General features: G+C 63.7%; 16 protein-coding genes. 11 read left to right on the top strand and 5 right to left on the bottom strand.

Features of this window, described 5'->3' with window-relative positions:
- Positions 1-9 precede the first annotated feature (9 nt).
- From D3242_RS24775 to D3242_RS24805, 6 genes are read left to right on the top strand one after another with little or no spacing between them, the layout of a single operon-like run.
- Entirely contained in the window at positions 10-651 is a 642-nt protein-coding gene (locus D3242_RS24775) for a phage connector family protein (protein ID WP_064985558.1), read from the top strand.
- Positions 652-3,141, top strand: coding sequence for a phage tail protein (locus tag D3242_RS24780; RefSeq protein ID WP_064985557.1), 2,490 nt, complete (start codon positions 652-654; stop codon positions 3,139-3,141).
- Complete coding sequence (locus D3242_RS24790; RefSeq protein WP_064985555.1) at positions 3,141-3,704, top strand: hypothetical protein; 564 nt, start codon at positions 3,141-3,143, stop codon at positions 3,702-3,704. The genes D3242_RS24780 and D3242_RS24790 overlap by 1 nt, the downstream gene beginning before the upstream one ends.
- Positions 3,705-6,557: a phage tail tip lysozyme gene (locus tag D3242_RS24795; protein WP_064985552.1), complete on the top strand. Its 2,853-nt coding sequence runs from the start codon at positions 3,705-3,707 to the stop codon at positions 6,555-6,557.
- On the top strand, positions 6,557-8,776 hold the full coding sequence (locus tag D3242_RS24800; protein ID WP_064985550.1) for a hypothetical protein: 2,220 nt from the start codon (positions 6,557-6,559) through the stop codon (positions 8,774-8,776). Before D3242_RS24795 ends, D3242_RS24800 begins: the two co-directional genes overlap by 1 nt.
- 4 nt (positions 8,777-8,780) lie before the next feature.
- Positions 8,781-11,321, top strand: coding sequence for a hypothetical protein (locus D3242_RS24805; RefSeq protein ID WP_064985548.1), 2,541 nt, complete (start codon positions 8,781-8,783; stop codon positions 11,319-11,321).
- A 2,267-nt stretch (positions 11,322-13,588) separates the two neighbouring features.
- On the opposite strand, the gene D3242_RS24810 is transcribed toward D3242_RS24805, so the two are convergent.
- Positions 13,589-14,749 (bottom strand): acyltransferase family protein, encoded by a 1,161-nt coding sequence (locus D3242_RS24810; RefSeq protein ID WP_081296197.1) that lies wholly within the window; start codon positions 14,747-14,749, stop codon positions 13,589-13,591.
- 294 nt (positions 14,750-15,043) lie between these two features.
- On the opposite strand from D3242_RS24810, the gene D3242_RS24815 reads away from it, so the two are divergent.
- The 3 genes from D3242_RS24815 (at position 15,044) to D3242_RS24825 (ending at position 16,537) form a co-directional block, all read left to right on the top strand.
- Positions 15,044-15,826: a phage tail tip lysozyme gene (locus tag D3242_RS24815; RefSeq protein WP_147377487.1), complete on the top strand. Its 783-nt coding sequence runs from the start codon at positions 15,044-15,046 to the stop codon at positions 15,824-15,826.
- Positions 15,823-16,113: a hypothetical protein gene (locus D3242_RS24820; RefSeq protein ID WP_064985542.1), complete on the top strand. Its 291-nt coding sequence runs from the start codon at positions 15,823-15,825 to the stop codon at positions 16,111-16,113. The genes D3242_RS24815 and D3242_RS24820 overlap by 4 nt, the downstream gene beginning before the upstream one ends.
- A gap of 97 nt (positions 16,114-16,210) precedes the next feature.
- Positions 16,211-16,537: a hypothetical protein gene (locus D3242_RS24825; protein WP_064985541.1), complete on the top strand. Its 327-nt coding sequence runs from the start codon at positions 16,211-16,213 to the stop codon at positions 16,535-16,537.
- 150 nt (positions 16,538-16,687) lie between these two features.
- Here the strand turns inward: D3242_RS24825 and D3242_RS24830 are convergent, their stop codons facing one another.
- Positions 16,688-17,515, bottom strand: coding sequence for a hypothetical protein (locus D3242_RS24830; RefSeq protein ID WP_064985539.1), 828 nt, complete (start codon positions 17,513-17,515; stop codon positions 16,688-16,690).
- A gap of 163 nt (positions 17,516-17,678) precedes the next feature.
- Between D3242_RS24830 and D3242_RS24835 the strand changes: the two genes are divergently transcribed.
- Both D3242_RS24835 and D3242_RS24840 read left to right on the top strand, forming a co-directional pair.
- Positions 17,679-19,019 carry a glycosyltransferase gene (locus D3242_RS24835; RefSeq protein ID WP_223217729.1) on the top strand — a complete coding sequence of 447 codons (1,341 nt, stop codon included), beginning with the start codon at positions 17,679-17,681 and terminating at the stop codon, positions 19,017-19,019.
- Positions 19,020-19,123: 104 nt separating this feature from the next.
- On the top strand, positions 19,124-20,374 hold the full coding sequence (locus D3242_RS24840) for an MBL fold metallo-hydrolase (RefSeq protein ID WP_223217730.1): 1,251 nt from the start codon (positions 19,124-19,126) through the stop codon (positions 20,372-20,374).
- Between the two features lie 262 nt (positions 20,375-20,636).
- Here the strand turns inward: D3242_RS24840 and D3242_RS24845 are convergent, their stop codons facing one another.
- From D3242_RS24845 to D3242_RS24855, 3 genes are read right to left on the bottom strand one after another with little or no spacing between them, the layout of a single operon-like run.
- Complete coding sequence (locus D3242_RS24845; protein ID WP_223217731.1) at positions 20,637-21,242, bottom strand: amino acid kinase family protein; 606 nt, start codon at positions 21,240-21,242, stop codon at positions 20,637-20,639.
- Positions 21,235-21,831: a cytochrome b/b6 domain-containing protein gene (locus D3242_RS24850; RefSeq protein ID WP_223217732.1), complete on the bottom strand. Its 597-nt coding sequence runs from the start codon at positions 21,829-21,831 to the stop codon at positions 21,235-21,237. Before D3242_RS24850 ends, D3242_RS24845 begins: the two co-directional genes overlap by 8 nt.
- Entirely contained in the window at positions 21,809-22,087 is a 279-nt protein-coding gene (locus tag D3242_RS24855; RefSeq protein ID WP_019858251.1) for a PepSY domain-containing protein, read from the bottom strand. The genes D3242_RS24850 and D3242_RS24855 overlap by 23 nt, the downstream gene beginning before the upstream one ends.
- Positions 22,088-22,129 lie beyond the last annotated feature (42 nt).

Genomic DNA, 22,129 nt, shown 5'->3' on the forward strand with positions numbered 1-22,129 from the left:
GGGACAGTCATGGCCGAGGCCGAGATTACCAAGGTGATGATCGTGAATTGGGCGCTGGTCGAACTCGGGCTGGCGCCCAAATTCTCGGATGACGATCAAACGTCGCTCGGCGGTTTCGTCAACATCTTCTGGCCGCGCGCGCTGGCGCGGTCGTTCGGCCTGCATGACTGGACATTCTGCCGGCAGACTTTTCGGCTCGACCGGCAGGTCGCAACGCCGGTGACCGGCTATCGCTACGGCTTCGACCTGCCGGGCAACCGGCTTGGGCCGGTGCTGAAGTACCTTTCCGATCCGCGCAACGAAACGCCGATCCGCGACTTCACCGTCGAGGGCAAGACCGTCTTCTGCGACGAAGAGACCGTCTATGCGCGCTGCAAGGTCATGGTCGAACCGGCCGCTTGGGAGCCGCAATTTTGCGACGCCTTCGCCACGCTGCTGGCCTCCTATCTCGCCATCCCGCTGCTGCAGGACGCCGAACTGGCGGCCGACAAGGAAGCCAAGGCGATTGGCTCGCCGTCGACCGGCGGCGCCGGCGGCATGTTCGGGCGCATGATTGCGCAGGATAGGGCGGCGGCGCCTGTCAGCTCGCCGGCGGTGTCGAACGCGCTCGACGGCGGCCGCACCAGCGGCGAGTGGTATGGGCGCTGGTAGATGGTCGCGCGCCCTTCGTCCCCGACGCGCTCCTGCAATGCCGGCGAATTCACGCCGGAGGCGAAAGGCCGCATCGACATCAAGCAGTATTATTCGGCCGGCCTTGCCTTCAAGGGCGTCGAGCCAGTGCCGCAATCCGGTTTCCGCCGCATGGGCGGGTCGCGCCGTGTCGGCAAATGGCGCAAGCCCTTGTCTGTGCGCGCCATCACAAGCCCGACGCCGGCAGCTGGCCCGTTCACCGGCACGCAAATCATCTGGACCGGCACCGTTGCCGGCACCGTCGCCGCCGTGCTGGCGTCGACCCTCGCAATCTCGGCCGGAACGGCGACCTTCACCATTGAAGCGTTTGTCGGGGGCGGTTGGGTCGCGGTCGGCGGACCGTTCGCGGTGAAGACCGGCACACCTGTGACGCGGCTGGCCGCCTACGCGCCCGGCCAGCAGAAGGCCGCCACGTCGCTGCGCATCGTCGCCACCTTCTCGACCGGCGGCACGACTGTTTCCGGCCTGACCGTCAGCGCCTTTTTCGAAAGCGGCACGGCGCTGCGGCCACGCTATGTCGCGCTAGCAACCGATCAGGGCGACGCGCTGTCGTGTTATGTTACAGCCGGCATCGCCGATTTCTTCACTGAAGCCGGCTTCAAGGGCTCGGCGCGCCTGGCGACCGTCACACCGGACATGTTGCCCGATCTCGGCTTCTATTCCGAAGGCAGCACGATCGGCATTTTCCACGCCCAGCTGGAAACCGTCCGGCTGTTTCTTGCCACAGCAGGCCAGCTGCAGGACTGGCGGCAGGATCTCTGGCCCTATGATCCGGTGCCTTCGGCCGACCTTGGTGGCGTCTACGCCAAGACCGACGACAAATGGGATTTCTCCATTCGCTATATTGCGGGCGTCAATTACGTCAGCCTCAGTTGCACGGTGAATGGCGAAACGACACCGGCGGTGTTCGTGCCGCGCACCGGCGACGGCGCGCCGGCCGATATCGACCCCGACACGCCCGACTGGCCGCTGTTCGCCACACGGGTGCAGACGGCGCTGCGAGCCCTGCCGACCATGTCGAGCGGGCTAACGGTCACTGTCGGTTCGGGGTTTCCCGGCTTCCAGAATTTCATTGTCACATTTGGCGGCGACCTTTCCGGCGAGGAGTATGAGTTTTCCGCCATCATCGCCAACACCAGCGATGCGTCCGTGCTGCCCTATCATACCCAGATCGGCAAAACGGAAACCGAAGCCGTGTTCTCGACCGCGAGGGGCTGGCCCGGCGGCGCCGAGCTGGTGCAGGACCGGCTGGATTACTACCGCATTCCGGCGGTGACCGGCGCAATGGCCATGAGCCGGGTTGCCGAATATTTCGACCTCAACATCGAGGGCAAAACGGACGCCACAGCGCGCCTCGACAAGCTGCGCTCGCAGACCTCCGAAACCATCGTGCACGTCAAGGAGTCGAGCTATCTCTTCACCTTCACCGATCGCGCCATGTACTTCGTGCCAAACCGCACCATCGAGCGCAACACGCCGTTGAACTTCGTGCCGGCCAGCGAGATCGGCGCCCAGCCCAATTGCAAGCCGTTCACGCTGGAAGGCGAGGTCTACTATGTCGCCATCAACCCGCAGGGCCTGGCTTTCGCTGCCAACGGCGGCAAGCAGGTGCTGCGTATCACCGAAGCGGTGACCTCGGCGACGACGAATTACAACGCCGACCCGGTGTCGCTGCTGGCCTCGCATCTGGCGGACAATCTCATCCGCAGCGCGTCCCAAAAGCCGGCGACCGACCTTGATGCTTCGAAAGGCTGGCTCATGCGTACGGATGGCCGGTTGATCGCCTGCCAGATGATCCGCAATCAGGACATCAACGGCTATTGCGAATGGCTGTGCGCCTCCGGCGGCCTGGTGCGCGAAATCGGCGTCGACGGCAAGAACCGGCTGTGGCTGGCGAACGAGCGCGCCGGCGGCAACTCGATCGAGATCTACGACACCTCGACTTACCTGCAGGATGCGGTCACCGCGGTGCCGGACCTCGGCGGCGTCATCACCGGACTGGACTATGAGGACGGCGCCGAGCTGTGGGCCAATGCCGATGGCTATGTGCTGGGGCCGTTCACCTGCGTTGGCGGCTCGATCTCGCTGGGCGACGCCTATGCTTCCGCCCTTGTCGGCCGGTGGATTGCGCCGCGCTGGGAATCGATGCCGCAAGTGCTGGTGGTCGGCAATGATGACGTGATCCTGCGCCCGGGCCGCATCCACACGCTGCACATCAACATCGCCGACACCGACAGTATCGCGGTCGGCGCCAATGGCGAGCCGCCGCAAGACATCATCCTGCACGAAACGACCGATCTGGTCGACGCGCCGATGCCGCTGAAAACCAAGCTGCTGACGGTCGGCGGGGACGTGCTGCTGGGCATGATGGAAGGCACCACGGCCGTCATCACACAAAAGCGCCCAGGCGAACTTCGGGTGCGCGACATCGCAATGGGGACCAAACTCTGATGGTTCAGCTTCTTCTTGCTCCACTTGCCGGCCTGTTCGGAGGCGGCGCCGCCGCCGGCACCGCCGCCGCTGGTGCGGGTGCCGCCGGCGCGGGCGCGGCGGCCGCCGGGTCCGGCATTTCGCTGGCCTCGATCCTGCAGGGAACGGCCACCGTGCTGGGCGTGGTCTCGGCGATCGGCGCCGGCAATGCCGAGGCGACGCAAAACGAGCTGGCGGCGTCTGATGCCGAAGGCGAGCAGGCGAGCGAAAGCCTGCAGGGCATCAACCGGCGCACGTCGATCCGCAAGCAGATGGCGCAGGCGCTGGGCTCGGAGGACGTGGCCTATGCCGCATCTGGCGTCGACCTTTCCTTCGGCACCGCTAAAGCGGCGCGAGCCGATGCATACCGCGAGGCCGACCTTGCGCTGAATACGGCGACCGGCACGGAACAGTCGCGCGTGTCGCGCCTCGCCGAGCGTGCCGCGAGCTACCGCGCGGCCGCCAAGAACGCCCGCCGCATGGGCATTTTCAACGCCCTGTCCGGCGGCCTCGACAATGTGCTGTCGTTCAAGGAGCGTGGCTAAATGGTAACGCGGCCCCTCGAACCGGTCACCTATCGTCAGTTCAAGACCGAACCCGTTCTGGCCGATGGCCTGTTGCCTGTCGCGCGCCCCGGCGGCGAGCTGCTGCAGCGCGCCTCCGAAGGCCTGTTCCGGCTCGCCACCCAGGCAGGCCAGATCGCCGATCGGCAGGCGCAGCGGCAAGGCGCGCTTGCCGGCGAGCAGGCGGCCTTGGCCGGTGCGCCGCAAGCCGAATATTCCGGCGGCGACGTGTCGGTCGGGGAGACCGGCGCCAGCGCGCCTGGCGGGTCGCGCAGCGAGCTTGCCCTGCGCGGCAAAAGCTACCTGATCAACAAATACAAGGTTTCCAACGAATTCGCGTCGGGCCTGATCGGCCAGTTCGCCGCCGAGAGCAATTTCAACGTCAACGCCATAAACCGCAATGACGGTGCCGATGGCTCGCACTCGATCGGTATTGGCCAATGGAACGGCCGCCGCGCCAAGGCGTTGCGCGCTTTTGCGGCCAAGCAGGGCAAGCCGGTCAACGACTTCGAGACGCAGCTCGATTTCGCCATGCACGAACTGAACACGTCGGAAGCCGGCGTCGGCCGGCGCCTCGCCGCCGCTCGCACCGTCGAGGAAGCAACCGCCGCCGCTGTCGGCTTTGAACGGCCGCAAGGTTGGACACCGCAGAACCCCACGGCCGCGCTTGGCTGGAAACACCGCCTGGCGGCGGCGCGCTCGATCTATGGCGCCCCGGTGGCCGCTGCTGCGGCCGGAGGTGATGCAACCGCCTCGATCCCGACCGGCGATGCGCCGGCGGCCAATGCTCCCGCGACAGTCGCGCCGAAGCTGACGACAAGCGGTGGCACCTTCCGCCCGACCGGCACAGACACCATTCGCGGCCGCGCCTTCGATGAGGCCGGCACCAAGGTGTATCTGCAGCAGGTCGACGCCGAAATGCGCTCGACCACGCAACAGGTCTATGAAAAGTACCGCGACGATCCGGTGCAGCTGCAAAAGGCCCTGGGCGACCTCAAGGGCCAGCTGCAGAAGGATCATATCTTTCCCGAGATCGAGGCCGATTATTCGGTCGGCTTCGACCGGCTGGCCGGCTCCTATCTCGGCCAGGCGCGCGAAAACCTCGCCAAAAAGGTCGAGCTACAGCAGCGCGCCGATTTCGTCGACCAGACCAACCAGCTCGAGACCGACCAGGCCAAGCAGCTGGCCGCCTTCGATCCGCACAGCCCGGCCGCCGGCGACGCCATCGCCAGCGCACAAACGGCAATAGATCAGCATTATGACGCCGCCGTGCGCAGGGGCATCATGTACCCCGACGACGCCGCCAAGGCGAAGCTGGAAAGCCGCCGCAACGCAGCGCTTGCGTACTACGGCAAGCAGGCCGATGCGCTGGACGCCGATGGCGTCAAGGCGATGCGCGAGGAAATGCAGAAAGACATGGCCGATGGAGGCATTGCCGGGCTGGACGGCGAAGGGTTCTCCACGCTAGACAACGGCCTGCAGAAGCTGGAACGCAGCAAGCGCGCCGAGGCCAAGCGTGGCGAAAACGACTATCGCGAGCGCGGCGACAAGATGGCTTTGCGGCTGCAGGACGGCGCCGACGTAAACCCCGGCGAACTGTCGGCGTACATGCTCGACGCCGGCAGCGTGCCGGGCGGCAAGGCCGTGCTGCAGGAAACGCTGGCGAAGATCTCCGCCGGCCGCGCTATCCGCGATTTCACCTTGCCGGAAGCCGAAAAGCATGTCGCCGGCCTGCGCAAGCAATACGGCAAGGAGTCGACCGATAGCCAGCTGCGCACGCTGGCCTTTGCCGAAAAGATGGTCGCGCAGAAGCGCAAGGACATCACCACGGACAGCGTCAGTTACGCCGAAAGGCAAGGCATCGTGCCGGAGACGCCGGCGCTCACCGATGCCGGCACGCCGCAGGACATGAGCGCGATCATGACGCAGCGGGCGAAGTCGGCCGAGCAGGCGGCAACAGAATTGGGCGTTCCTGTGCGCTACCTGAAGGCCGGCGAGGCGGTGGCGATCGGCAAGGCGGTGCGCGCCGACCCGGAGCAAGGCGCCGCCATGGCCGGCGCAATCGTCGCCGGCGCCGGCAATGCCGCGCCGCAAGTGCTGGCCGAGTTCGGCAAGGACGCGCCGATGATTGCCGAAAGCGGCGCCATCATCGCCTTTGGCGGCTCGCCTCGGGCGGCCGAAGACGTGATCCTTGGCTATGGCAAGCCGGACGGCAAGGCGCTGAAGGGCCTGAAACCCGACGCCGCGCAGCAGAGCTTCAAGAATGTGACCGGCAACGCGTTGGAGCTGGCACGCGACGATTCGGCCCGCATCGAGCGCGCCGCCGCCTCGATCGCGCGCAAGCGCATTGCCGAGGAAGGCCTTGACCCGACATCTGACGAGGCCGTTGGCGTCCACGCCCAGGCGGTGCAGGAAGCCGCCGGCGCCGTCTACGATCGCGGCGTGCAGTTCGGCGGCTTCACCACTGTTGGCGACGGCGTGTTCTCGGCCGGCCAAAAGGTGCTGGTGCCGTCCGATATCCGCGCCGATCGCTTCGAGGACCTGCTGCACGCCGTCACCGACGATGATCTGAAAACCTTGCCGCATCAGCCCAAGGCCGGCATTGGCATCTACGGTGGCGCGCGCGGCGGCGATCCGCGCTATGCGCAGAGCCCGGCCGCGACCATCCGCAACGCCACGCCGGTGGCGGTGCAGGGCGGGTTTGCTTTCGCCGCCGGCGACATCAACACCAGCGATCCACAATGGATCATGGCCGAGGACGGGCGCCCGTTCATCCTCGACCTGGTGGCGATGCGAACCCGGCTTGAACCGCGCGTGCCGGGGGCCTTCCGCTAATGTTCCTTTATGGCACCTCCTTCGGCGACAAGCCGACCTTTGCGCCGAGCTATACCGACACGATCGCCAAGGAAGCCGGCCAGCGCGCGGCGGCCGCCGCGCTGTGGCAAACGACAAAAGACCTTGCCGACTATCGCGACAACTCGAACGCCGAGGACACGGCGATCGGCGAGGCCTATGAGCGGCGCAACAAGGCGATTTTCGACGCCACGGGGGTGCAGCTCTCCAACCCGCGCAAGGATTTTTCCGACAAGGATTTGCAGGAAGGCGCCCGCATCGGCGACGCCGGCGGCGATCCGTGGAAGGTGATGCAGAAGCGTGAGGCCGACTGGCAGAGCCAGGCGGCAGCGCTGGCGCGCTCCAAGCCGGAATTCGCCGGGATCATCGCGCCCGATCGGCCGATCGCGCAAGACGCCTATGCGATCACGCGCGGCGCCGAGAAGGCAGCGGCCGCCACCGAAACGCAAGCCGAAGCCGCCGGGCTTGGCACTGGCCGGAAGCTGGTCGCGTCGCTGGGCGGCGGCATCGTCGGCGCGTTGCGCGATCCCATGCAGATTGCGGCGCTCGGCCTTGGCGGCGGCATCTCCTCGCCGGCGCGGTCGTTCGGCTGGCGGCTCTTGGAAAGCGTGTTCAGCGAAGCAGCAGTCAATGGCGGCATCGAGGCCGGCGTGCAGGTGGCGAGCCACGATTACAAGCAGCAGGCCGGCGTCGACGCCAGTCTTTCGACGGGCCTGAAACAGGTCGGCCTTGCGGCGCTGTTCGGCGGCGGTTTCGGCGGCCTGCTGGAAGGCGGCCGCACCGTGGCGCGGCTGCTTGGCCGCGACGTGCCCGAGGAAGTCTTGAGCCGCGCCGCCAACGGCAACCCGGAGCCCGGCGACTTCACCACGATCGCCGAGGCGCTTGGCGTCACGCCGGACCCGGCCACGGTCCGCGCCGCCGATCTGGCGGCCGAGCAGCCCGCGCTGGACGCCGCCGCCTTCGGCCCGCCACCGGAAGGGCTGGACGAGGCGCAAGCCACTGCCATGGCCGCACAGGCCCTGCGGGCGGCCGATTCGCCGGACGATGTGCGCGCGTCTGCAATCGACCGCATCGTCTCGCAGCAGTCACCGGTCGGGCCGGCGCCAAAGCGGCCGGTCAGCCTGATGCAATTCCTGTCCGGCCGATCGGTCGGCGGCATCAAGGATGAAAGCGGCGAGCTGGCGGCCATGGGTCTGTCGCGCAAATTCGTGCCCGGCGGCGGCGCCCTGGTGCGCAAGGGCGGAAAGCGGCTGGACGAAGCGCGCGAGGCGGCGGCCGAGGCCGGCTATTTCGATGACCTCTATGGCGACCCCCAAACGGCGGTGGCGAAGTCAACGCCCGACGATCTCTTGCGGCTATTGCGACAGGAGGCCGGCGGCGAGCCGGTGTTTTCGGCGCGCAATGATGGCGGCCGTCAATTCGCCTGGCTGGACTATGAACGCCAGCGTGCCGCGCAGACCGCCTATCGCCGCCTGGTCGAGGAAGTGGACAACGCCGCGTCATCCCTCGGCATCGAGCATCGGCTTGACGACAGCGTGCTTGTGCGCGCGGCCGAGCTTGTGGACGATGAGACTAGCCCCGTCGACGCGCTTGAGCGCGCGCTTGATGAAGACTATAGGAATTATGCCGATGCGCTCGCCGAGCGCGGAGAGGAAGCGCCCGATGTCCAAGACATCCCATTCTTCGAAGACACCCGAGCAGGCCCTGAAACTGGCCGAGCTGTTGGAGAAGCGCGCGCAGACGGCGCAGCCGGAGGACCAGGCCGAACTGAAGCGCCAGGCGGCGGGCTATCGCGTGTTGGCGGCGATGAAGGCGAAAGCGGCTTAAGAGGCCCAGGCGAAACGCCGGAGCCGGCCACGCCGGAAGCCGGCGAGCTGGCGGCGCTGGCGCTGACCGAGGCGCGGCGGCCAAGCGAGAAAACCGCCGCCGGCGAACAAACCCTGATCGAGGGCGTGAAGCCCGTTTCCACCAAGGAAAAGCTTGATGCGCAGGGCAACAAGCCTTTGCGCGGCGGCGATGCCGCGCCGCCAGAAGGCGGGCTGTTCGATCTGGAAGCCCGTAAGCAGCTTTCGATATGGGACGCCATGCCGGCCGCCAAGGGCGCGGACGGCACCATTCTGCACGCCACCCACGAAACCATGATCGCCGATGCAGACAGGACCGAGTTTTTCGGCGACCTGATTGCCAGCTGTAAGGATTGAGGCCATGGGCCTGAAAGACTGCCTGATTTCCGCCGTCGAGCAGAAGGCGATCACGCGCGAGGAAGCGTCCTTCCTGTCGGATGAGTTCGACCAGCGCTTCGCGCAGCATCGGCTTTCCATGGGCGACGATCTAGCGAAGGCCAAGGCGCGCAAGGATCTCGAAATCCAGCTGAAGGCGGAAGCGGCCGAGGCGCGCCGGCGGGCGGACCTGACCGAAGCGCGCCGCCTAGGCGTGAAGGGCTATCTGCAGGGCTATCGCGGCCGCGACGGCAAGGCGAACGTGTTCGAAGCGGCCATGGGGCTGTTGTCGCACTACGGCTTTCGCGGCGCGTCCAGTGTGCGCGGCAAGACCGAAGCCATCATCATCGGCGCGCAAAAGAACCTCGACAAAGTGATGTTTTCCTTTGAGCGCAAGGGCCTGCTGGGCAAGCGCGCCAACCGCGCGCTGCAGAGCGACGTGGTGAAAGAGCTGCACGGCGAGGCTGCGAACGACGCCACGGCCAAGTTTCTGGCAAAGTCGATTGGCCAAGTGTTCGAAGATCTCCGACAGCGCTTCAACGCCGCCGGCGGCGCCATCGGCAAGATCGAGAATTTCGGCCTTCCGCACATCCATGACCGGCTGAAGGTCAAAGCCGCCGGCCGCGATGCCTGGAAAGCTGAGATCCGCGGTTATCTCGACCCCAGCCGCATGACCAATCCGCTGACCGGTCAGGCCTTGACGCCGGCCGGCCTCGACCAGGCGCTTGACCATGTCTGGGAATCGATCGTTTCGAATGGCCGCGCTCATCTGCAGCCGTCCATGGTGCGTCGCGGGCAGGGCGCCATTGCCTCGCAGCGGCAGGAGGAGCGTTTCCTCACCTTCCGCGACGCCGCCAGCTGGATGGAATACAACGCCAAATTCGGCAAGGGCGACGTGGTGCAGGCGATCTTCAACCACGTCAACGGCATGGCCCGCGACATCGCGGCGATGGAAGTGCTGGGGCCGAACCCGGCCGCGATGGTCGAATACATGAAACAGGCCGTGGCGCTGGAAATCGGCAAGCTGGAAACCGGCAAGCCGACGCTGGCCAAGGGCGCCACCATCTTCAAGGACAGTCAGGCCAAGGTGGCCGAGTATCGCATTGACAGCCTCTGGCAGGCCTTGCGCGGCCGGCCGGAAGTGGCGAGCGGTGCCGCGCGCACCACATCCAACATCAAGAACGTGCTGACCGGCACCCAGCTGGGCAGCACGGTGTTTCTTGCCGCCGCCACCGATCCTTTCGTGGCGCGAGCCGCGCGCAAGCTCGCCGGCCTGCCGGTCACCGGCACCATCATGGACATGGTCAAGATGGTCTCGAAAGGCAACCGCGAAGACATCATCAGCTCTGGCGTGATGTGGGAAGAATATTTGCACGTCATGAACGATGAGCTGCGCTTTGCCGGGCCGGCGGTTGGCTCCGACTGGTCGCGCTGGATAGCCGATCGTGGCGTGACCTTCTCCGGCCTGCAGCCGCTGACGGTCGGCCGCAAGCTCCTCGAGGCGCGCGCCTGGCAGAAGACGGTGGCCGACAATGCGGCCAAGACCTTCGACAAACTCGACCCGCGCTTCCGCACGGCTCTGGAAGGCTTTGGCGTCACGCCGGCGCATTGGGACATCTGGCGCCAGGCGAAAGACCCGGCCGGCTTTGTCACGCCGCGCCAGATCGAGCTGAATGGCGGCGCCGTGCAATATCTCGACATGCGCACGGCCGCGCCGCACGACATCGCCGCCGAGGCTAAAGCCTTGGCGCATCGCGACGCCTCCGAAAAGCTGGCCGAGGTCATCAATAGCTGGTCGGAGCGGTCGGTGCCGGCGGGCACGCCGAACGCCCGTTCGCTGCTGACCGGCAAGGCCGAGCGCGGCACGTTCGGCGGCGAGCTGTTGGACTTCCTGCTGCAATACAAGAGCTTTGGCCTGTCGTTCACCGCGCTTCAACTTGAGGCGATCGGCGAAATGGCGGCGACGCGCGGCGGGGGCACCGGCTTTCGCCGCTCAGGCATGGCCTATTTCGCGCCGATGGCCATCATGCTGACGCTGGGCGGCGCGGCCTATCTGCAGATCAAGAGCCTGCTCGACTTCAAGAAGCCCGAGGACATGAACCCGGCCACCAATCCGGCGTTCTGGCTGAAGGCCGGCTTTCAGGGCGGCGGCTTCGGCCTGTTCGGCGATTTCGTCAAGTCGACGGAAAACCGGTTCGGCCAGTCGTTTCAGGAATCGATCATGGGGCCCGGCCTTGCCTTCGTAGGCGACACGGCCGGCCTGGTGCTGGGGAATCTGCAGCAGGCGGCCGCCGGCGAGAAGGTCAACCCCGGCCGAGCGGCGCGCAAATACCTGCAGCGCTACACCCCGATCGTCGCCTCGAACTGGCTGACGCGCGGGATCTACAACCGCCTGGTGCTCGACAATCTGCAATGGCTGACCGACCCGGAGGCCGACAAGAGTTTCAAGGCGCAGATCGGCCGGGCGAAGAAGGCCGGCACGCCGTACATGATCGCGCCCGGTCAGCTCACGCCGCCAGGGCGCTAGCCCCATTTGACACTTGCGCGCGCGGCCCATGCTGCAGCCTCCAATAGCGAGGACTGCCCATGGCCGCGACCCCTTACATTCTGCCGCGTGAAACCCGTGAATCCGCCATTCTGGTCGGCAACGGCACGGCCGGGCCTTATGCCCCGTCGCCTTACAGGATCTTCGACATCGCCGATGTGAAGGTGTTTGCCAAGGCATTTGGGGAAACGGTGTTCAGCGACGTGACGGCGGGCTGCACCATCGCCAAGGTCGACCCTGCCAGCGCCTACGATTTCTTCACGGTGACGTTCGGCGCGGCCGTGCCGGCGTCGACCGCCTGGTACCACCAGGCGCGCCGCGTTGCCAACCGATCGGTGGCGGTGACCAGGGGCGGCACGCTCGACTCCAACCAGTTGGAACAGGAACTGTCGAAAGAGGCCAGCGTCGAAAGCGAGGTGCGGCGGGATATTGATCGGGCTGCGAGTTTCCCGCGCGATTTTGTCGGTCAGACCGGATTGCCGCCGGCAGAGGCGGGCAAGGTCCTGGCTTGGAATGACGACGGCGACCGGCTCGTGAACAAGAGCCCCGTCGATCTTCCCGTCGATGCGATCGTCGGCGCCGCCGGACTAACTGTTATCGGCAAAAACACAGTCCCGGAAATCCGCGATTTTCTCGATACGCCGGCGTACGTCGCCAGTCGAGCCGAGCTTGCAGCGCTCGACGGGGCAAAGGACAAGGTTGCGATCATCTGGAACGAGGGCGGGCGCAACGGTCGTTTCGTGTTCTCATCGAGCAATCTGTCGACTCCGGTCACGGCGGACACGGCGCAGGGCATCTATGTGGCCCCGGCCAGCGCGCCTACGGGCGCGAGTGGCGCGTGGGTGCGGCAGAACGATGGGGTTGCCAATGCAGCATGGTACGGGCTCGACCGCAGCAACACGGCGGCTGCGAACACCGCCGCCCTAACCGCTGCGATGAATTTTGTTATCGCCCGCATAGGAGCGCTTCGGATACCGGGAGGCGACTACGACCTGAATGCAATTTCGGTCAACATGACCGTGTCGGGCCAAGCTCTCCACGTCACCGGCGACGGTGCCGGCGAAACCAACCTTCGGTGGAATGGGACGGACGGGATCGTTATCACGACGTCTGGTCCCCGGTCGTGGGTCGGCGGCTCTGGAAACGCAGTCACGTTTCACCGCCTAGGCCTCGTCAACACCGCAACAACTGGCGCTGCTGGCAGGGCTCTGTCGCTCGATGGCACATCGGCCGGCAACTTCTTCAATCCTGCGCTCGTTGTCAGTGAATGCTCAATCAGGTCGACAACCGTCAACGCTTCTTGGGCGAAGGGCGTAGAGCTCACCTCTGTCGGCTCTGCGACTATCGAAAAGACCTTCTGGTATGGAGCTCAAGCGAACAACACGCTTGGCATATTCGTCGATCTCATCGCCTCCGCTGGACATGATGCCTCGCCCTACCATATCCGGGGCTGCGAAGGTTATTTCTGTGGAACCTTCATCCGTGCCGGCTCCTATATCGAAGGCGTCCACGTCACCGACTGCGACTTTGTCGGGGGGTATTACGGCATTGACTGGGATGCTACCGTCAGTGGCGGTGAAGCGCAGCTTTGCATGGTCGGTACGCACATCAACGTGCATACTCGGGCCGTTCGTCTGAACCTCGTCGAGTGGAGCCAGATCACCGGCTGCTTGCTGTGGACTGACACCGTTGGCGGCACTGTCGTCGAGTTGATTGACAGCTCGTCCACGACTATCACCGGCAACTCTATTGCGCCGCAAGGCTTGAACAGCATCTGCATTGATGTGAAGGCCAACACTTGGAACGCAGCTACCTTTGATACACGTAGGTCGACGATCGTTGGCAACGTGTTCGAGGTCGGCGGGACTGACCCGGCTTTGGCCGTTAACCTTGCTGCAAACGTCCGTGGCTTCACGGTCGCTAACAACCCGTGCGACACCCTGCTTACCGAGTGCAGCGATCCCTCCTACGCCAACAACGTCCACTGGACACGTGATGCAGCATGGACGCCTATAGTCACCGGAGCCACCACCGCAGGGGCGGCGACTGGTGCCACCGTGGCAGGCCGCAAGCGTCGCCGTGGCAACAAGATCGAGTTTAGCTGCAACATCGCCTACACCGGGCATTCCGGTACGGGACCGATGCAGGTGAACATGCCGGACACCGCTTCGGTGGCCAATGGCATCGGCAATGCCCTGTCTGTGTACTGTGCGGGCGCAGGTGCGGTCTTCACAGGCGCACCACAGGCTCTAATCGGCAGCGGTGGCACCAACATCCTGCTCCGCCAAGCCGTATCGGGGACTGCCGCGACTTCCATCAACATCACCAACGGTGCCCTGACGATGGTGATCAGCGGCGAGTATGCCGTTGGCTGACGGAGTGCGGGCAGCTTTTGATATCAATCGCCGCGCCGGGTTTTCCAACAGCCTGAAAGAAAGCCACGCAACGGCGGTGGTGCCGACGAGCGCGACGCAAATGAACAGGAGCGGGCTCGTCACGTAGATGGGTAACTGCCGAAAAACGAAATGAACCGGCATGTGCAGTAGATAGACCGAATAGCTGATCATCCCGGCGAAGGCGGCGGGCCGGCTTCCTAGTATGATAGCGGCCCAGCGCGAATTGATGACGAGCAGGACAGCTGTCGGCGCCAAAACCAGATAGACGGGCGACCCCCACAATCCGGTAGGTCTGAAACCCATAGCCTTGGCCAGATCGGGCATGGCGAGCATTAGCGCCATGAACGCCGGAATGATCAGAAACTCGACAAGGCGCGAGTATGGGATCGTGACCACGGAGAGCAAAAGTCCGGCAGCGAAGTACGGAAAATAGAAGTGAAACAAGGCTGGAGCGGTTATCCACCCCGTCGGGATCACGGCGCCGACGATCAGCAGAAGGAGGGTTGCTGCGTTGCCGTACTTGCTGAATGCCCACCAGATGAGGGGGAACAGGGCATAGAATTGCACTTCGACGGGAACCGTCCAAAGCACGTTGTCTCCACCGTGCCAGAAAAGCATGAAATGCCATAAAGGGTCGACGTAATAAAGCGGCCAGACGCCGCCTCTAGTTAAGAGCAGAGCAAAGCTCGCTAGCACGATCAAGTAGTAAAGCGGCACCACGCGGGCGATGCGCTTGACGTAGAAGGCGCGCACACTCTCCTTGTTGAAGGGCGTTTGCATGTACAATTCGCCCATGAGAAAGCCCGATATCACGAAGAACAGCATCACGCCGACCTGACCGGCCAGCGTAAAGTAGCCGAAGATTTCCTGACCCGGATAGCGTGAGCCCGGGTTGGCTGATCCAAGGTAGTGGGAAATGACGACCAGATAGGCCGCGACGCCTCGAAGCCCGTCGAGTGCCGCGTACCGCTGGATTGCCATGGCCGGGGATTCGACTTCGACTGCTTTCAGCATCGTCGGTCTCAGTTCTGCGAGTTTTCATTTCTTACGCGTTATTTTATCCGACACTAATATCAAATCCCGGCCAAGATAATGCGCAAGCTGATAGCGCGGCTTCTGTTGTTATGCAATTGGGCCACGGCGATCTATTCGAGCAACCTTTTCACCTCTATGGCTTTCCATTCCCGCTAGCCAGCGCAGTTGACGGCCTCGTGCGAGCCTTAGCCTCCGCTCACCAACCAACGAAGTGGGCGAGCTATGGCAAAGGGCAAGGCACAGGATCTGTTTCGTTCGAAGGCGCCGTGGGTGATGGCGCTTTTCATGCGCGACTTTCAGCTGCAGCTGGATGACGCGGCGGCCATTCTCGGCAATATCGGCCATGAATGCGCCGGCTTCACCGCAATGCAGGAGATCAAGCCGACCGTGCCGTCTTCGCGCGGTGGCTTCGGCTGGGCGATGTTCACCGGCCCGCGCCGGCGCAAGTTCGAGGCCTATTGCAAGCGCAACGGCTTCAACCCCGCCAGCGACCAGGCCAATTTCGGCTACATGTGGTCCGAGCTGAAAGGGCCGGAGCGCGCGGCGATCGGCAAGCTGGTGGCGGCCAAGGGGCTCGCCGCCAAGGTCAAGGCTTTCGAGCTGGCCTATGAGCGGGCCGGCGCGAAACACTATCCCAGCCGCAACCAGTGGGCGGCCGTGGCACTCGATGCCTGGCACGAGGCCGGCGGCAGTCCGACGTTGCCCGCATGGGCCTTCCCGGCCGCAGAGAAGCCCGCCAGCGCGCAAGAGCCTGTTCCGGCGGCGCCGGAGCCGGCGCCGGCGACGAAGCCCGCTCCTTTGGCCCCGCCCGAAGTCGTGGAAAAGCCTGTCGTTGCCGACCCCGGCGAGCTGCACAAGCCGGTGACTAAAACCAAGACGTTCTGGACGTGGCTGCTGACGATCCTGGGCGCGCCGCTCGCGGCGTTCGGCGGGCTCGATTTCCGCGTGCAGCTGGTGATCATCGGCCTGATCGTGGCGTTCGGGATCTACGGCATTGCCCGGCGCGCCCAGCTAGCCCAGGCGGTGCGGGATCTGTGCTCGAGTATCGAGGGATGATCGCGGCGCTGTTCAAGGCGGCGCTGTCGCCGGCAGGGAAGGCGCTGGGCGCGCTTCTCCTTGCCGGCAGCTTGCTGGGCGGGCTTTACGCATTCGCCTATTCCAGCGGCCGCGCCGCCGGCCGCGTCGAGCAGCTGCAGGACACGGTCGCGGCTTACGAGAAACGGACGGGGATCGACAATGAAACGGACAGTCTTGGCAGGGTTGATCTGTGCGTTGAGCTTGGCGGGTTGCGCGACGAGTGCGAGCAACTGCGCGGGCTGGACGCCGCCGCCCAACGCCAATAACCCGGCGCGCCTGGCGGCCGAGGAAGAACCTTTATCGCGGTGGGTCGTTTCAACTAGGCGCTACGGTGCCGCGCAAGGCTGCTGGAAGACTTGAGCGATGAGTGGCAGTGATATCGCAGCTTTGATCGGCATCGCCGGCACCATTGTCGGCATCATCGTGGCGATCGTCGCATCGCACCGCACCACGGGCGACAAGATCCAGAAGGGGGATGATGCGCTGCATGAGCGCATCAACCGCGTGCGCGACGAATATGTGCGCCGCGTCGACCTCGACAGCCACATGAGCCGCATCGAAACCAATGTGAAGGAATTGCGCGAGGAAGGCCGCGAAGGCACCCGCGAAATCAATCGCCGGCTCGACCAGGTGCTGACCACCCTGCAGCCGCAAATGGGGCCGCCGCCGCCGTCACGGCGCCGGTCATGATGCGACAAGACCGTGCGGCAAACGCGGCGGCAAATTTGTAAGCCATTGATTTTGCTTATATATTGACGAACTTTTAATCAGTAGGTCATGGGTTCGAATCCCATCGCGCTCACCATTGTTTCATGCACAGGCAATCGTCGAGACCCTTGGCTAGGCCCGGGAAGGCAGACGCTGGACTTTCCGCGGCGCGTGAGTTCGGTCGCCTTCCGACATCAGTCGCTGCGCGACCGGCTGTACATTTTCCTTGTAGGTGATGCATCTGTCGTAGACTTTGTTCGCCACCCGCTCTTTGCCGATGCGCTCCCAGTCCGGCGTCCACGGCGCATCCCAGTCAAAGTGCTGCGAGATGAGAAGTTCCCGGTCGAAGCACTGCGGGTCCCGATCCAGAATCTGGCGGGCTTCATCCGCCAATGGCGTGTAGGCTTTGACCGCAGCCATCTTTCTGGCGCGCGCAGCCGAATCCAGTTGGATTTCCACCTCGACAGCCCCTGGCACGTTGGGAACCGCGGCGGAACAAAGCTGCTTGCGAGCCGGCCTTTGCAGCAGCCGGTTGACGGCATTGCCGAATGCATAGGCCAGATCGTGCATTGGATTGTAGCCATCGACGGCGTCCGAGACGATCTGCACGTCCTGCATATCAGACAGATCGGCATGGATCCTCGCCAGCACATCGGCAAAGAAGCCGCTGTCTCCAGCCAACAGCGCCTTGTACCAGACGGCATCAGGCATATCGCCGAACATCGCGCCGGCGGTTGCACCGGCAGCTTCCACGAGGTCGCGTGAATATTGGGTTCTGGCAGAATGGCGTCCGCCCGAACCATCCGTCAAAAGGTAGATTCGCGGTTTGCTCAGCTCAATCCAATGATGAATCCTAAGCTCATGCCCTGGATGCGCAAGGATCAGCACATGTTGTAATTTTTCGGGCAAACAACGGCTCCAATCCAGGCTTTGGCATATATCTGTGTTTTTCAATTGCATCCAAGGCGATCGGCCGTCAAAGGCTTCCCAACACTGGAGCAGGCGCCGAGGCAAATTTTGTACAAACTTGTCTGGTCGATGCCTTCAAACTAAGAACGCTGCCTAGCATCTGTTGTCCCTCGCCGCCAATGTGGTGGGTTGCGAAACAGACCGGAGGCGGCATTTGCGGGTTCTCATCACCAATCTGTTCGTATCGCGCAACAGCGGCACCGAAGTGGTTGTCGAATTGCTGGCCGACGGGCTTCGCGGCGCCGGTCATCAAACCATGGTGCTGGCGCCAACACTTGGCGACATGGCCGACAGAATGCGCAGACGGGGACACCATGTGGCGGACCGGATTGCCGAGATTGTCGAAAAGCCCGACATCATCCATGGCCAGCATTTGACGCCTTGCCTGACGGCGCTGGCGCGGTTTCCCGACGTGCCTGCCGTGTTTTCCTGTCATAGCGCTTTCTTTGAGATCGAAGCTCCCATGCATCATCCGCAGATACGCCGCTGGATCGCGGTCGACGAAGCGTGCAAGGCCAAGTGCCTGTCGCGTGGTGTACCGGCTGACAGGTTGGACCTCATCTACAACGCAGTCGACCTTCACCGTTTCAAGCCGCGCCTGCCGCTACCTTCCAGGCCCGCCAGAGCGCTGCTGCTGACCAAGAATTTCGAACACCAGCAGGCGGTGCGTGAGGCCTGCTCGAAGAGCAATATCGCGTTGGATGAGGTGGGTCCGGCTACCGAACGCTTTTCCCATCAGCTCGAAAAGGATTTGCCTGAATACGACATCGTCTTTGCAACCGCCCGTATGGCCCTTGAAGCGGCCGCGGTGGGCTGTTCGGTCGTCGTCTGCGACGCGCGTGGCTTCGCCGGCCTGCTCGATACAGCGAACATGGAGGCATGGCGGCGCATGAACCTCGGGGTTGGTCTTCTGACGAGGCCGACCACCGTCGAGAACCTGATGGAGGCGATCTCGCGGTTCGATGCCGGCGATGCCGCGAAGGTTTGTGCCTATTTCCGTGAAGTGGCTGATGTCTCGCACTTCGTTCAAGAGCATCTCAAGGCCTACAATCAGGCCATACAGGCGCAGACGAATACGACTGCCGACGAGCGGTCGCTGGCAACCGCGCGCTGGATAGAGGAAATCGGCGTTTCGGTTGCGCCCCGCAGATGGGCCCACATTGTGAAAGAGGTTCATGGATGGCAGGTTTCGCCAGACCAGACCGCGCTTGTGGAATTGCTGCAATCAAACACAAAAACGCTGGAGAGCAATGTCGCGTCGTTGGTAGAGCTTGGCGAGCAGGTCAAAGCCATCGGACCCGAAATCGCAAAACCGATCCTTGATGCCTCCGCTTCGCTCGACAGGGTGGCCCAGGACAGCCAGGCCAGATTGCATCGAATTGACGACGAGTTGTCGCGCCTTTCGAATTTCGTCAATGAGATCAAACGGCTCTACAACGGCATGATCCCGCTTTTCATCAGAAGAATGTTTCTCAGGGTTCGCAGGCGAGGCTGACTGCGTCCGAGCGCGTTCGCGGCTATTCCAGACACCGCGCCGCAACCCGGAACAAATCAGGCTGAAGAACCTTTCCAAATAGCTGCGAGACCTTGGCGGACTGCATGCGCAACGCACAGCGCGGCCGGCCGCCGGTTGAACCGATCTACACCCTGCAGGATGCGGCCGCATGCATGACTTTTTTTCGCGCCCTGGAATACGGCGCATGGACCACCGTCGCCGATGGCCTTCGCGCCCGCTTCTGGAACGCGGGCCATCTGCTTGGTTCGGCATCGGTGGAGCTTGAGATCGACCGACGCGATGCCCCGTTGCGCATCATGTTTTCGGGCGACATCGGCCCAGGCCACAAGCTGCTTCAAACCGATCCCGAGGGGCCCGCCGGCGTCGACTATCTGATCTGCGAATCGACCTACGGTGACCGCGACCGCCCGGACGTTTCGCCAGAAGAGCGGCGAACCCAACTCGGCGACATCGTTCGTGGCGCCGCAGAGGCCGGCGGGCCCCTTATCATTCCGTCCTTCGCTGTCGAAAGGACGCAAGAACTGCTGGTCGATCTGTATTTGCTTATGCAAGCAGGGCAGGTGCCGTCAGCGCCGGTCTTCGTCGACTCGCCGCTGGCAACACGCGCCAGCGCGATTTTCGAGCGACATGCCAAGGAGATCGAACAGGGCGATGTGCTGCGCCAAGCGCTCAACTCGAAGGAATTGCGCTTTACCGAGACGGTGGAGCAGAGCAAGGCGATCAACCGCCTGAGCGGCTTCTTCGTGGTGATCGCCGCCAGCGGCATGTGCGACGCGGGACGTCTTCGCCATCATCTCAAGGCCAATCTCTGGCGCCGGAACGCCACGGTCATGATGGCCGGATATCAGGCCCAGGGGTCGCTCGGCAGGATTCTGCTTGATGGTGCGCAACGCGTGCGCATCCAGGGTGAGGAAGTCGACGTCAAGGCGCGGATCAGCCTGTTCGAGCTCTATTCCGGCCACGCCGACGCCAGCGAGCTGGTCGCCTGGCTCAAGGCCCGAACGCCGGTGAGGCAGCGGGTGTTTCTGACGCATGGGGAGGACGCTGGTCTCGGCGGCCTGCGTGGAAGGCTTGCAGGACTTATACCCCACGACAAGATCATCATCCCAAGGCTGGACGATGCCTTCCAATTGACCCCCAGTGGCAGTTTGGTGGTCGAGCTCAACGAGCCACGCCGTCTGAAGTCGGAGAAGATTGCCCACCTCGATTGGCACAACGACCTTGCAAGGCTTCTCCTTGACGTAAATCAGGCGGTGAGCGCTGCGGCCGACGAGAGGGGCCGCGCAGCGATTATCAGGCGCATGCGTAGGGCGCTCGAGAACAAGGACGCATAAGGTGGAAGGCCGGCAATTGATTCAGGGCAAGAAGGGCGCGAGAAAGCCTGCCTGTCAACGGACAGCATATCGACTGCATTTTGATCCGCGGGTTGATCGAAGCTGCGATCGTGGTGCCGAGCGCTATGAACCCTCAGCTATTTGCGTTCGTCATGGCGAGCAATTTTGTCTTCAGCCAAGAACCGGATTGCCGGAGAGGGAGAAAGAACCATGGCAGGGCATCAGGGCTCAGGTTGATGGGATCGCTATTCTCGACTGGCCTCTAATTTTGCTCGCGCCGAGCAGATTGGCCGGTGATGGTGGTTCCCAGATAGGTGGGCGTGTCCCGCTGGGATATCTCTCCTACCGACCGGCGAACCAGGTGCCCCTTCTCACCTCTGACAATTTCAATGGCGTCATTGAGCTTGCCGGTTGCGGCAGGTTTGCCTGTCGCTTCAATGAACTCGATTGCTGCGCTGTCCTTCGGTCCCATGGAGCCAGCCGGAAAATTCTTCCCCGATAGCTCCTTCGGGCCTAAGCGCCGCGGCGGGCGATCAGTCGCCGTTCCGTAATCGATATAGACGCCTTCGACATCCGTCAGCATAAGCAGCGTGTCTGCCTTCAACGCGCGAGCGAGAAGCGAGCTTGCCAGATCCTTGTCGATGGCGGCTTCCACGCCGGAAAGACTGCCGTCGTCCCGGGCTATCACCGGAACCCCGCCACCGCCGGTGCAGATGACGATCACGCCGCGTTCTGCTCTTATCTTATCCGCTCCGCCCTTGTCGCATCGTGCTTCCAGGACCATGTCGAACAGGGAGCGACCAACTTGCGCCTCCGAAATCGTCCAGGGCGCAAATCGGATTTGGTCGGTTAATAGGTCGTCAGGCAATGTCCGCCGGCTCGGCCTTGCGTTTTCGCCCCGTGATCATGGCGAGTACCAGATTTTCGCGATGACGAAAGCTTGCCAGCGCGACGCCGCCAATATGGAAAAGGACCAGCACAAGTAAGCCGTGCGCGCTCAGGCTGTGCGCCGTTTCGACCCACGAGACGCCGAAATACGCGTCCGTCGTCATCAGCCAACCGGTCAATGCGGTTGACCCCATCGCCGCGATCAGCGCGACCACCATTGCGCCGCCGGCTGGGTTGTGGCCGATGTACCGGGCTTCGCGGCCGCTCAGTATTGCCGAGAGATAACGCAGCACCGTCGCCGGGTCGCGCACGAATTGCGAGAAGCGCGCATAGGGCGTGCCCAGAACACCCCATAAGAGCCGCATTGCGACCAGCGCCGCAGCGGTGTAGCCGGCCCAATGGTGAACGTCCTCCGAAGAATGGGAGGTGAGCCAGGCCGTGATGAAGCTGAGCACCAGCGCCCAGTGAAAGCCCCGCACGACCCGGTCCCAGACGCGCACCATCTCCAGCGATGGTTGCGCGTCCGCCGCTCTTGAAGCGTTGCGATCAGTTTTCGCCGGCTTCGGCATTGTCGAGCTTTTCAAGGGTCTCGGCATTGTAGGCCAGATTCACTTTCTTGCCGGCCTTGTCGACTGCGTAGACTTCGTAGCAACCCTTCTCGACCTTGATCTGGCGGACGGTAAGACCTTCGCCGGTCAATTGCGCCTCGAGCGTTGCCTTGGGCTTGAACTGTGATTTCGAGGCGGTGCTGCAGCTGCCGCCAGCAGCGAGCGCCGGTCCTGCAATGATGCCGGCGAGCGCGGCGAGGACGAGGGTGCGATACATGATGGCTCCATTCGAGAGGTTGGGCGCGGATGTTGCGCCTTG

The organism is Mesorhizobium jarvisii, assembly GCF_003601985.1.
GTDB lineage: Bacteria > Pseudomonadota > Alphaproteobacteria > Rhizobiales > Rhizobiaceae > Mesorhizobium > Mesorhizobium jarvisii.